Source organism: Pseudofulvibacter geojedonensis, assembly GCF_042675745.1.
Classification (GTDB): domain Bacteria; phylum Bacteroidota; class Bacteroidia; order Flavobacteriales; family Flavobacteriaceae; genus Pseudofulvibacter; species Pseudofulvibacter geojedonensis.
On sequence record NZ_JBHTJM010000008.1, the window covers coordinates 378,389 to 390,762 of the forward strand.

General features: G+C 29.6%; 10 protein-coding genes. 6 read left to right on the top strand and 4 right to left on the bottom strand.

The genetic code is table 11. The features are described from left to right. Window positions 1-208 precede the first annotated feature (208 nt). Both ACFQ1O_RS09000 and ACFQ1O_RS09005 read left to right on the top strand, forming a co-directional pair. On the top strand, window positions 209-2,476 hold the full coding sequence (locus ACFQ1O_RS09000; protein WP_377715555.1) for an aconitate hydratase: 2,268 nt from the start codon (window positions 209-211) through the stop codon (window positions 2,474-2,476). 124 nt (window positions 2,477-2,600) lie between these two features. Further along, window positions 2,601-3,485, top strand: a complete 885-nt coding sequence (locus ACFQ1O_RS09005; RefSeq protein WP_377715557.1) for a DUF2167 domain-containing protein — start codon at window positions 2,601-2,603, stop codon at window positions 3,483-3,485. 94 nt (window positions 3,486-3,579) lie between these two features. Here ACFQ1O_RS09005 and ACFQ1O_RS09010 read toward each other — a convergent pair whose 3' ends face one another. The 3 genes from ACFQ1O_RS09010 to ACFQ1O_RS09020 form a co-directional block, all read right to left on the bottom strand. Beyond that, complete coding sequence (locus tag ACFQ1O_RS09010) at window positions 3,580-5,919, bottom strand: carboxypeptidase-like regulatory domain-containing protein (RefSeq protein ID WP_377715559.1); 2,340 nt, start codon at window positions 5,917-5,919, stop codon at window positions 3,580-3,582. A gap of 76 nt (window positions 5,920-5,995) precedes the next feature. Then, window positions 5,996-6,976: a glycosyltransferase family 2 protein gene (locus tag ACFQ1O_RS09015; protein ID WP_377715560.1), complete on the bottom strand. Its 981-nt coding sequence runs from the start codon at window positions 6,974-6,976 to the stop codon at window positions 5,996-5,998. Next, complete coding sequence (locus ACFQ1O_RS09020) at window positions 6,973-7,425, bottom strand: type I restriction enzyme HsdR N-terminal domain-containing protein (protein ID WP_377715561.1); 453 nt, start codon at window positions 7,423-7,425, stop codon at window positions 6,973-6,975. The genes ACFQ1O_RS09015 and ACFQ1O_RS09020 overlap by 4 nt, the downstream gene beginning before the upstream one ends. Window positions 7,426-7,479: 54 nt before the next feature. Here ACFQ1O_RS09020 and holA point away from each other — a divergent pair, with 54 nt between their 5' ends. The 4 genes from holA to ACFQ1O_RS09040 all read left to right on the top strand — a co-directional run bounded on the left by holA (window position 7,480) and on the right by ACFQ1O_RS09040 (window position 11,651). Beyond that, window positions 7,480-8,484 (top strand): DNA polymerase III subunit delta, encoded by a 1,005-nt coding sequence (holA, locus tag ACFQ1O_RS09025; protein WP_377715562.1) that lies wholly within the window; start codon window positions 7,480-7,482, stop codon window positions 8,482-8,484. A gap of 36 nt (window positions 8,485-8,520) precedes the next feature. Continuing rightward, window positions 8,521-10,269 carry a 2-succinyl-5-enolpyruvyl-6-hydroxy-3-cyclohexene-1-carboxylate synthase gene (gene menD, locus ACFQ1O_RS09030; RefSeq protein WP_377715563.1) on the top strand — a complete coding sequence of 583 codons (1,749 nt, stop codon included), beginning with the start codon at window positions 8,521-8,523 and terminating at the stop codon, window positions 10,267-10,269. A gap of 93 nt (window positions 10,270-10,362) precedes the next feature. Next, entirely contained in the window at window positions 10,363-10,704 is a 342-nt protein-coding gene (locus tag ACFQ1O_RS09035) for a DUF2853 family protein (protein ID WP_377715565.1), read from the top strand. A gap of 113 nt (window positions 10,705-10,817) precedes the next feature. Beyond that, a complete protein-coding gene (locus tag ACFQ1O_RS09040) occupies window positions 10,818-11,651 on the top strand; it encodes a CvfB family protein (RefSeq protein ID WP_377715567.1) in 834 nt (277 codons plus the stop codon). Window positions 11,652-11,730: 79 nt separating this feature from the next. Here ACFQ1O_RS09040 and ACFQ1O_RS09045 read toward each other — a convergent pair whose 3' ends face one another. After that, window positions 11,731-12,279: a hypothetical protein gene (locus ACFQ1O_RS09045; RefSeq protein WP_377715569.1), complete on the bottom strand. Its 549-nt coding sequence runs from the start codon at window positions 12,277-12,279 to the stop codon at window positions 11,731-11,733. Window positions 12,280-12,374 lie beyond the last annotated feature (95 nt).

Sequence of the window (12,374 nt, forward strand, 5' to 3'; positions counted from 1 at the left end):
ACTAAATTGAATAGAAAAAGCACCAATAAATATTACATAAATAAGATCAGATACGATTAGGTTCATTGCTTTCTACCTTATTTACCTGTAAGACCTGAGTAGATACACATAACAAATAAAACTTATTTATCATCATTATATTTAGTTATTTAGGAGATTTTTATCCTCTTTTTTTGTTAAATTCGTGTGACAACTAAATTAACAGACAATGGCTTTTGATATTAAAATGATAAAGGAGGTTTATGCTAAATTTCCTGAGAGAGTTGAAGCAGCAAGAAGACTAACTGGAAAACCACTTACACTTGCTGAGAAGATTTTATATGCTCATTTATGGGATGGAACTTCAACAACCGCTTATAAAAGAGGAGTAGACTATGTAGATTTTGCACCAGACCGTATTGCATGTCAAGATGCAACAGCTCAAATGGCATTATTGCAATTTATGCAAGCGGGTAAGAAAAAGGTGGCCGTGCCTACTACAGTACATTGCGATCATTTAATACAAGCTAAAGTTGGTGCATCAACAGATTTACAAGAAGCTTTAAATACTTCTAATGAGGTATTTAATTTTTTAGAATCTGTTTCTAATAAGTACGGAATAGGTTTTTGGAAACCAGGAGCTGGAATTATTCATCAAGTAGTTTTAGAAAACTATGCTTTTCCTGGAGGAATGATGATTGGTACCGATTCTCATACTGTTAATGCAGGAGGATTAGGAATGGTGGCTATAGGTGTTGGAGGGGCTGATGCTGTAGATGTTATGGCAGGAATGCCATGGGAGTTAAAGTTTCCAAAATTAATTGGAGTTAGACTAACCGGAAAGTTATCAGGTTGGACAGCTCCTAAAGATGTTATTTTAAAAGTAGCAGAAATTTTAACAGTAAAAGGAGGAACAGGAGCAATTGTAGAGTATTTCGGACCAGGTGCAACAGCAATGTCTTGTACTGGTAAAGGAACAATTTGTAATATGGGTGCTGAAATTGGTGCAACAACTTCTACTTTTGGTTATGATGAATCTATGGAACGTTATTTAAGAGCAACCGATAGAAATGATGTAGCAGATGCAGCAAACGCAATTAAAGACCACCTAACGGGAGATTCTGAAGTATATGCAAATCCAGAAGAATATTTTGATCAAGTAATAGATATTAACTTATCTGAATTAGGGCCTTTGTTAAATGGACCGTTTACACCAGATTTATCAACTACGGTTGGTAAAGAAATGAGCCAAAAAGCAAAAGCTAACGATTGGCCATTACAAGTAGAGTGGGGGCTTATTGGATCTTGTACCAATTCATCATACGAAGATTTATCAAGAGCTTCTTCTGTAGCTCAGCAAGCTTTAGACAAAGGGTTAAAAACTAAGGCAGAATTTGGTATAAATCCTGGGTCAGAACAAGTTCGCTATACAGCAGAAAGAGATGGGATTTTACAAGTTTTTGAAAAACTAAATGCTAAAATATTTACCAATGCTTGTGGGCCATGTATTGGTCAATGGGCTAGATATGAAGACCCTAAAAACGCACCTAAAAACTCTATTGTACATTCATTCAATAGAAATTTTGCTAAACGTGCAGATGGTAATCCTAATACACATGCTTTTGTAGCTTCACCAGAGTTAACCGCGGCAATTGCAATTGCAGGAAGGTTAGATTTCAACCCATTAACTGATAAATTAATTAATGAGAATGGAGAAGAGGTGATGTTAGATGAGCCAACAGGTTGGGAATTACCTCCTAAAGGTTTTGAAGTAGATGATAATGGATATTTAGAGCCAATTGAAGATGGAAGCGGAGTAGAAGTAGTGGTTGACCCTAATTCTGAACGTTTAGAATTGCTAACACCATTTACTCCAATAGGAGATAAAATTAATGGAGCAAAATTATTAATTAAAGCTCATGGTAAATGTACAACTGACCATATTTCTATGGCTGGACCTTGGTTACGCTATAGAGGACATTTAGACAATATTTCTAATAATTGCTTAATTGGAGCGGTCAATGCTTTTAATATGAAAACAAATTTTGTTAAGAGTCAATTAACAGGAGAGTATGATGCAGTACCTAAGACTCAAAGAGCATACAAAGCAGCCGGAATTAAAACAATTGTAGTTGGAGATCATAATTATGGAGAGGGATCTTCTAGAGAACATGCAGCAATGGAGCCTCGTCATTTAGGTGTGGCAGCTGTTTTAGTAAAATCTTTTGCTCGTATTCATGAAACTAACTTGAAAAAGCAAGGTATGCTTGGATTGACATTTGATAATGAAAATGACTACGATTTAATTCAAGAGGATGATACGTTTAACTTTTTAGATTTAGATCAGTTTACTTCAGGGAAACCATTAATGATAGAAGTATTGCATATAGATGGTTCTAAAGATGTAATTAAAGCTAATCATACTTATAATGAAGGACAAATTGAGTGGTATAAAGAAGGATCTGCATTGAATTTGATAAAGAAACAGAGTAAATAAAATAAATTAACTTTTGTAAAAAAACTCCTGATAAATTTTATCAGGAGTTTTTTTGTAAATATAGGTTGTTTTGTGTGTAAGATTTTAACTTTGCCAGAACTAACTAATATGTAACAGAATAAATATGAAAAAAACATTCTTTTGGGCATTTCTATTGTGTATAGGTTTGTCTTTTGCACAAGATGATTCGGCTATTGATGAAACAATGACTTTTGAATCAATTCAAAAAGTATATGATAGTATAGCTGCAAGTTTTACTTATGAAAAAGGGACTGTTGTTCTAGATGGCGATATGGCAACAATTACGGTACCTAAAGGTTATAAGTTTTTAAATGCAGAACAAAGTAAAAAAGTATTAACAGATTTATGGGGTAATCCGCCTAGTGAACCATTAGGAATGTTATTTCCGGAAGATATTAGTCCAGTGAGTGATAATTTTACATATGCAGTAGAGATTACATATTCAGAAGAAGGTTATATAGATGATGAAGATGCGAAAGATATTGATTATGATGAGTTATTAGAAGAAATGAAAAAGGATACTGAACTGGCAAACCCAGAAAGGGTAAAGTTAGGTTATGGTACAATGGATATGGTTGGTTGGGCTTCTGCTCCTTATTACGATGAAGTAGAGAAGAAATTGCATTGGGCTAAAGAATTAAAGTTTGAAAATACAGATGTTAATACGTTAAATTATAACATTAGAGTTTTAGGTAGAAAAGGATATTTAAATTTAAATGTAATTGGAGATATGACTGTTTTACCTATGGTAAAGAATAACGTAGACAAAATAATTGCTAGTGCTGCTTTTACAGAGGGAAATAAATATTCAGACTTTAATCCAGATGTAGATAAAGTAGCTGCTTATGGTATTGGAGGATTAATAGCCGGAAAGGTATTGGCTAAAGCTGGTTTTTTTGCTTTATTATTAAAGTTTTGGAAATTTATAGCTATAGGAGCTGTAGCACTTTTTACGGCACTTAAAGGAAGAATTTTTGGAAAAAAATAAAATATATTTATAAATAGTTAAACAGCTAATGAGGTATTAGCTGTTTTTTTATGCCCAAAACTTTTGTAATTGTCTAAATAGATTCTATTGATTTTTATTTAGGACAAGTATAAGTCTCCCAAAATTTTGAGTGATATGTTATATTTTTAAATTTTTCTCCTTCCTCATCTTCTTTAAAACTAATGGGTTTAGGTTTTTTTGTTTCAAAGTCATACCAAATTGAAGAATATGTTTCCGAATAAGGAATTAGTTTATTTTCTTTTGAAGAAATAATACCGTTTGTATTAATAACTGAATTTTTTAAGTAGTATTTATTATCAGATTTTTTAATGTAATTACAAACTCTAGTTGTTTTTTGAGGCGTAATTTCTATATACTCTTTAGGCCAATACCTTAAGCCAGAGTAAGTTTTGAAAATTTCAGGATAAGCTATTGTTTCCCAGTTTTCAATTATTTTTACAATGGCATAAGTGTTTTTGGTTATATAAAGTTGTCCAGAATATATTGTAGGGTAAAATTGTTGAGTATAGTTCCAATGACTGCGATTGACTTTAAAATTAATAATGTATGTCTCCTCTTCTTTATAATCAATTACTTTTTCTATTTCGAACCAAAATTTTTTGTATTTGTTTTTAGTTAAAAAAGCACTTCTTTTTATTGCGTCTGATTCTCTTAAAAAAAGATGTATTTTTTCGGGTAAATTTTCATGTTTTTTACTCCATTTAATTTCCTCAATTACTTGGGTGTTTCTATATGTTTTATGAACTCCTCTAGAAAATTGTTGACTAATAAATTCAAACTTTAATAAAGAACTATCTCGAGTTTTAAAATTGATATTTGCATAATGTTTAGAATTGTATCCGGTAGTTGAATAGTTTTTCTTTTTGTTTTTAATTGAATTTTCAATAATGGTATATGGTGAAATTTTGCCAAATAGAATTATTTCCTCTAAAGTTTCTGCATCTTCTTTTAAGCTAATAGTAGATTTAAGATCTTTAATGTTAATTGTTTTTTCTCTATACCCTAATGAAGAAAGAATTATTTCTTCATCAGAATTGTAGTATTCCAACCTAAATTCACCTTTTTTATCAGCCATAGTGCCTCTTGTTGTCCCTTTAATAAGAAGTTGAACAAATGGTATCGTTTCTTTTGTTTTTTCATCAATGATTTTACCAGTTATATAGTCTAATTCATTTAGCTGTTTGGTTTCTTTCTGATCGTTTAATTCATCTTTTATAAATTTATATTGGGTGGTGGTGTTGTGATATAGGTAACCATCATGTAGTGCGTTTAATTGTGCGGGTATAAATGTAACAGGGGAGAACAAACGATTTTTAATGAAAGAATTATTGATTAAATCTTTACTAGAAATAAAAACATGTTTACTTTTTGTATTATTTAAAAAATGCTCTAAGCTATTATTTTCTATAGGAGTTGTTTCCCATTTGTCCTGTATAAAAATGGAGTCTTGCGCTGTAATATTTGCAAAACTATACATTCTGTTTTTGAGTTCTTTTTTTAAATAAGACCCCATAGGAATAAAGTCTTTGGCAATAGCAGTTTTTACTGAACTTATATTATTGATAAAATGAAGATTAGCTCCCCAGCAAATTATTTTTTCATTGGGATGAGTTTTTATATATGATAGCAAATTTTCTGCCATTTGTTTGTCACGAATGTTGTCAGTAGCATTGCAGTTAAAAGTTGAAATAATGTCCTTTCCTTTTTGATAAGAATCTAAACCAAGTGAGTAAATGCTCTTTGCTATTTGTATCCAATAAGTATTTTTTTCAGACTTTTTACTTTTAGATATTTGTAGAATTAGATTGTTTATTTCGTACTTAAATTTATCAAAACTAATATCTCCTTCATCAAAGACATTGGAAAACCTAATTGACTCAATTAATAACTTAAAATCGTCTTTATTTAAGTTAAATGAGAACTTATTTTTTTTACAATAAAAGTATAAATCATCTATTAAAAATAAATTTCCATAATTTCCTGTAATCTGACTGTCAAACCCAGTAATGTTTATATTGTTTTGTTTTATTAAATCTGATAACAACTTTGATTTATTTGTTTTACTCCAAAAGTAGAATAATGAATTTCTAAGGGCTTCATCTAAGCTAGTACCTTTTTGTATTTCTTGAGTAGCTTTGTATAAATCATAAATACCAGATTCAAAAGCAATAGTTTTAAAACCGTGATTTTTAATTAAGTATCTAGCAATTTCTACGTTGGTTTCAAAAACGTTGGCATCATTGTGAGTTTTTTCACCCAGCATGAATACTTGTACATTTTTCAATTCGTCTTTTAAAAAAGAAAAATCACTAGAGACAAGAGGTTTTGGTAATTCTAAGATCTTTGGATTGAAATCTTGAGCCTGTAGCTCAGTGATAAGTAAGCTTAAAAAAGTAAAAATAAATTTAGTCATTTAAGAGAGTTTGTTCGTTTCTTACCTTAAAGACTTTTTATGATGAAATATGTTGCAGTTTGATGAGGAGATAATATTATTTTTTTAATCCCTTTATAAAGTAATTCCAAACAATGCTTTTAATTTGATAATAGTCTTTTTTATATTTTTTAGACCTTCTCTTTTTTAACATTTTGGGTAAGTACCAATAAAAACTAAAATGAGATTTTATAATAGCAATTGTATGTAATGGTTTTAATTCTAGTAAAAATTTAACACCAGCTAATCCATCTAATAAAAGTCTGGTAAAAATTAATGAAAACCCTTTGTTTTTAGGACTGTTCTTTACTAAGTTGAATAAAGAGTTTCTGAAATTTAAAAAAGTTTTTTTAGGGTTTTGGGTGGCAAGTGTAGCGCCACCAACATGAAATACTGTAGAATTACCAACGTATTTAATTAAGTAATTTTTATTCTGTATGCGCCAGCATAAATCTATTTCTTCTTGATGAGCAAAGTAATCCTCATCAAAACCGTTTAATTCATGGTAAATATTACTTTTTACAAATAAACAAGCTCCAGAAGCCCAAAAAACATCTATAATATCATTGTACTGTCCGGTATCTTTCTCTATTGTAGTAAAGCGTCTTCCTCTGCAATAAGGATACCCATATTTATCTATGAAACCTCCTGCAGCACCAGCATATTCAAATACTGATTTATTTTTATAATCTAATATTTTGGGTTGAATGGCTGCAATTTTGCTATTTGTTTTAAACTCTTTAATTATAGGAGTTAACCAATTATTTGTTACTTCAATATCTGAATTCAATAAGCAATAAACATCAGCATTTATACTTTGTAAGGAGTCATTATACCCTTTTGCATAACCACCATTTGTTGGATTTTTAATAATTTTAACATCAGGGTAGCTAGTTCTTAAAAAGTTAACAGAATCATCTGTAGAAGCATTGTCAGCAACATAAATACTCGCTCCTTTAGAATATTTTACAATACTTGGTAAAAACTGTTCTAATAACTGTTTTCCATTCCAGTTTAAAATAACTATTGCAATATTCATGGTTGTATACTATAATTAGGAAGTTTATTTAAAAAATGATATTTTTCTTTTTTAAAATCCATTATACAATAGTAATGATTTAATCCGTTTGTAACCATTAAAAAGTCAGCTTTTAATAATAAATTGTACTGAGCAATTTGGTCAAAAGTACTTTGTGTGATATTAATCTTGGGGGCTTTGCATTCTATCAATATATAAATGTTGCCATTAGGATGAAAAACAACTATATCATATCTTTTTTTTAAACTGTTTATGGTGAGTTCTTTTTCAATGTTAATTAAAGATTTTGGAATTTCTTTTTCTTGAATTAAATACTGAACACAATGTTGTCTCACCCATTCTTCAGGGGTTAAAACCACGAATTTTTTTCTTATTTCATCAAAAATTTTGAGTTTATTTTCGCTATTTTTGAATCGAAACTGATATGTAGGAAAGTTGAGTTCTTGCACGACCCAAAAATAAGAATCTTTTTATTTATAAATTGCTAATCTTTTAATTCCTTGATGGAAGAGGTAAAACAAATAGTTACAGATATTAAAAACGGAAATTTTTCTCCTGTTTATTTTTTAATGGGAGAAGAGCCCTACTATATAGATGCAATTTCTAATTATATAGAAAAAAATGTTTTAGCGGAAGAAGAAAAAGGGTTTAATCAGATGGTTTTATATGGTAGAGACATAACTGTTGAAGATATTGTTTCTAATTCTAAGCGATATCCTATGATGGCTGATAAACAAGTTGTTATAGTTAAAGAAGCTCAAGATTTAAGTAGAACTATAGAAAAATTAGAAGCTTACGTATTAAACCCACAGTTAACTACCATTTTAGTTGTTTGTTACAAATACAAAAAGTTAGATAAAAGAAAAAAATTATATAAAACAGTACAAAAGAACGGAGTTTTATTCGAAAGTAAAAAGTTATATGACAATCAAGTTCCAGATTGGATTAGGCGTGTGTTAAAAGGTAAAAGCTATACAATAGACCCTAAAGCTGCTCAGATGTTAGTAGAGTTTTTAGGAACAGATTTGGGTAAAATAAGTAATGAATTAGAGAAATTACAGTTAATCCTGCCAAAAGGAACAGTAATTACACCATTGCACATAGAAGAAAATATTGGAATTAGTAAAGATTATAACAATTTTGAGTTGCGCAAAGCTGTAGGAGAAAGAGATGTTTTAAAAGCAGTCAAAATAAGTAGGTATTTTGCTCAAAACCCGAAAGACAACCCGACAGTTATGACTATTTCGTTATTGTATAATTTTTTTTCTCAGTTGCTACAATATCATGCATTGGCAGACAAGTCTAAATTTAGTGTAGCAAAAGCCTTAAAAGTAAATCCGTATTTTGTTGGGGAATATTTAGTGGCGGGTAAAAATTATCCTATGAAAAAAGTAAGTCAGGTAATAAGTTTATTAAGAGAGGCCGATGTAAAAAGTAAAGGAGTAGGAGCTAGTAATTTACCTCAAGGAGATTTATTAAAAGAGTTATTGTATAAGATAATGCATTAACTTTCTTAAATTTGTTGGATACAAAATTATAAGATATTGAGTTATCCCAAAATACCACTCGCTCAACAAGTTATTCAGTTAGTAAAAGCTAAAGGTATCAATCATGTTGTTATTTCTCCTGGTAGTAGAAATGCGCCATTAACTATAGGGTTTTCTAATCACCCAGAAATTAAGTCATATAGTATTGTAGATGAACGTTGTGCTGCATTTTTTGCCATGGGTATTGCTCAAAAATTACAAGAACCCGTTGCTGTTGTTTGTACATCTGGTTCAGCTTTACTAAATTATTACCCTGCAATAGCAGAAGCTTTTTATACCAATATTCCTTTAATAGTACTCACAGCCGATAGACCCAAGCATTTAATAGATGTTGGCGATGGGCAAACAATAAGGCAAGAAAATGTTTTTGAAAAACACATACTTTATAGTGCTAATTTAAAACAAGATTTGGTTGTTAATGATGAGCGTTTTGGTAAAGATAGAGACATACCTTCTTTTATTATTGATAAGCTATCAGGAATAGATGATAAACTTGTAAATTTCAATCAGAAAGAAATTAATAAAGCTATTAATGTAGCAATTACTAAGAGAGGTCCTGTTCATATAAATATTCCTTTTGCTGAACCTTTATACGATACGCAACAAGAATTTACAGAAAAAATTACTTTGCTTAAACCAGATTTTAATATAGATACTGTTGACACTACAGTTTTTAAAGAATTTATTAAGAATTGGAATGGGGCAAATAAAAAAATGGTTTTAGTTGGTGTTAAACAACCTAATACTTTAGATAAAGAAGTAGTAGAGTTTTTAGGGAATGATGAGTCAACCATAGTTTTTACAGAAACAACCTCTAATATTCATCACGCTAATTTTTTTCCAAGTATAGATAAAATAATAGCTCCATTAACAGAAGAAGAATTTATAGACTTACAACCAGAGGTTTTACTAACTTTTGGAGGTTTAATTGTTTCTAAAAAAATCAAAGCATTTTTACGTACTTATAAACCTAAGTATCATTACCATATAAGTTCTGTAAGGGCTTTAGATACTTTTTTTAGTCTGACATATCATTTTAACTGTAGGCCAAATTATTTTTTCAATCAAATGATCCAGTTTGTTGAAAAAACTAAAAGTACTTATCAATCTAATTGGCTTTCTAAAAAGGCAGAAAGAGCAGACAAGCATCAAAAATACTTAAAAAGACAACTTTTTTCAGATTTAAAAGTATTTGAAAATATTATAGAAAGCCTTCCTAATAACATTGGCTTACATTTAAGTAATAGTTCTACAATTAGGTACATGCAGTTGTTTGATAACAACCCGACTATAGAACAATATTGTAATAGAGGAACCAGTGGCATAGACGGATCGACAAGTACAGCAATAGGTCATTCAGTTGTTTCTAATAAGCAACAAGTACTTATTACGGGAGATTTAAGTTTCTTTTACGATTCTAATGCACTATGGAATAATTACATTCCTTCAAATTTTAGAATTATCGTAATAAACAACAATGGAGGTGGTATTTTTAGAATTTTACCTGGTAATAAGAATACAGAAAACTTTGAAACTTATTTTGAAACTACACATAATTTAACGGCTAAACATTTATGCGAAATGTATGGTATTACTTATGCTCATGCAACCGACGAAGCTAACCTTAAAATGAGTTTAAAATCTTTTTTTAAAGACAATAAACAACCTAAATTGTTAGAAGTATTTACTCCTAGAATTATTAACGATGAGCTTTTAATCGGATATTTTAAACATTTCATCGATTAAGTATTGTTGTTGGATAAACGTTTTTAAATAACAAGTAAAATAACTATATTTGGTTTTGAACAAAATAATCAACATTAAAATCTATTAACTATTATGAGTAAAAGAGACGAATTAATTCAGAAATATGCTGCAGATTTAAAAGATAAATGCGGAGTTACTGCAGATATGGATTTATTAACTAAAGTAACAATTGGATGTGGTCCATCTATCTATAATAACGATGCTTCTACTGTTTCTGGTTCTGACGAGTCTGAATTAGCTACTGTTAAAAATAATTTTTTAATCAAAAAATTAGGTTTAAAAGATGGTGCAGATTTAGATAAAGGTATAGATGCTGTTATGGAAAAATATGGAAGATCTAATCGTAATAAATACAGAGCAGTTGTATATTATTTATTAGCAAAACATTTTGGAAAAGAAGCTATTTATAACTAATAGTTCTTTAATAGATATTTAGCGCTCTTTTTAGAGCGCTTTTTTTATGATTATTTTTTAATCATGTATTATCTTATTCTTATTTGTACTTTTGCATTTAGAAATGATAAAATATGCAATTAGGAAAAATAAATAGCTTAACTATAGATAGAAACACATCACCTGGTTTGTTTTTGATAGATGAAGAAGACAATGACGTATTACTACCAGGTAAGTACATACCCAAAACATTTGAGATAGGAGATAAGCTAGATGTTTTTGTTTATTTAGACAATGAAGAAAGAATAATTGCTACTACTTTAAAGCCTTATATAGAATTAAATGATTTTGCATGGTTACGAGTAAATCAAATAACACGACATGGGGCTTTTTTAGATATGGGTATTGAAAAGGATTTATTTGTACCCTTTAAAGAGCAGGCAAGACCTATGCAAGAAGGAAAATCTTATTTAATATACATGCACCTAGATGAAAAAACTGATAGGCTTGTAGGTACGAGTAAGATTAATAAGTTTTTATCGAATGATGAGTTAACTGTGTCAGTTTTTGATGAAGTAGATTTAATCGTTTCTCATATGACCGATATAGGTGTAAATGTAATCATCAATAAAAAACATAAAGGTCTAGTTTATGAAGATCAAGTTTTTAAAGATATTAGAGTAGGTGATAAGCTAAAAGGAATCATCAAAAAAATAAGAAAGGATAATAAAATAGATGTTTCGCTTCAACAAATAGGTTATAAAAGTATTGAGCCTAATGCACAAAGAATTTTAACCGAATTAGAAGATAATGAAGGTTTTTTAGGTTTAACAGATAAATCTAATCCAGAAATTATAAAGCAAATCCTCCAAATGAGTAAAAAGAACTTCAAAAAAGCTATTGGTTCTTTATATAAGCAAAGGCTTATAACTATTGAAAAGGATGGTATTTATACAACAAGGAAATAAAATAAGTCGTTAGTGCTTTATTTCTAACGACTCTTTAATCACTTATATTAAGTTTTTAGTTGGTTTAATAAGTGTTTTTTTATGGTCTAAACCCTTTACTTTTCGCTAAGCTTTTTGTTTTATTCTGTGCAACCGCTATAGATTCTTCAGGGTGTTGATTTAAATAGGCGGGCGAGGTTTCGAATAAAAAACTAACCTGATTGTCCCAGTCTCGTATAATATCAAAATAACTTACATTGGTTTCAGCCATAATTTCGTTACAGTCTCTACAAGTGTGTTTGTAATCTAAAAAATGATGAGCAAATTCATGAAAAGCAACTACCTGTAATATTTCTTTATCTAATAAAGTAGCCCAGTTAAAAACGATACTATCAATATTCCCTTTTTCATCACGTAAAACTTTACCAAGAACAGTGTTGCTTTCTTCTAGAGGTAAATCATTAACAATTTTAATACTTTTTAATTGAAATAATTTATCTTGGTATTCAATTCCATAAGCATCGCAATAACTTAAAAAGTCTTGTAAATATGGCTGTATTCTTCCATCTATATCTACAGAATCATTTTGTGCTTTTAAAGAAATTATAGAAAGAAATAAACATGTAATTAGTAAGGTTAACTTTTTCATTGGGTTTAATTTTTTTAAGCTAGGCTTAATTTGATAGTTCAAAGAAACATTATAAAAGTTAACTGTTTGAAATTAAGTTGTTTAAGTTTAGTGTT

Bases quoted from the DNA above. Each gene is read 5' to 3' on its own strand.
- holA (WP_377715562.1), top strand. From the start codon at position 7,480: ATGGAAGAGGTAAAACAAATAGTTACAGATATTAAAAACGGAAATTTT.
- ACFQ1O_RS09015 (WP_377715560.1), bottom strand. From the start codon at position 6,976: ATGAATATTGCAATAGTTATTTTAAACTGGAATGGAAAACAGTTATTA.
- ACFQ1O_RS09010 (WP_377715559.1), bottom strand. From the start codon at position 5,919: ATGACTAAATTTATTTTTACTTTTTTAAGCTTACTTATCACTGAGCTA.
- ACFQ1O_RS09000 (WP_377715555.1), top strand. From the start codon at position 209: ATGGCTTTTGATATTAAAATGATAAAGGAGGTTTATGCTAAATTTCCT.
- ACFQ1O_RS09005 (WP_377715557.1), top strand. From the start codon at position 2,601: ATGAAAAAAACATTCTTTTGGGCATTTCTATTGTGTATAGGTTTGTCT.
- ACFQ1O_RS09040 (WP_377715567.1), top strand. From the start codon at position 10,818: ATGCAATTAGGAAAAATAAATAGCTTAACTATAGATAGAAACACATCA.
- ACFQ1O_RS09035 (WP_377715565.1), top strand. From the start codon at position 10,363: ATGAGTAAAAGAGACGAATTAATTCAGAAATATGCTGCAGATTTAAAA.
- ACFQ1O_RS09045 (WP_377715569.1), bottom strand. From the start codon at position 12,279: ATGAAAAAGTTAACCTTACTAATTACATGTTTATTTCTTTCTATAATT.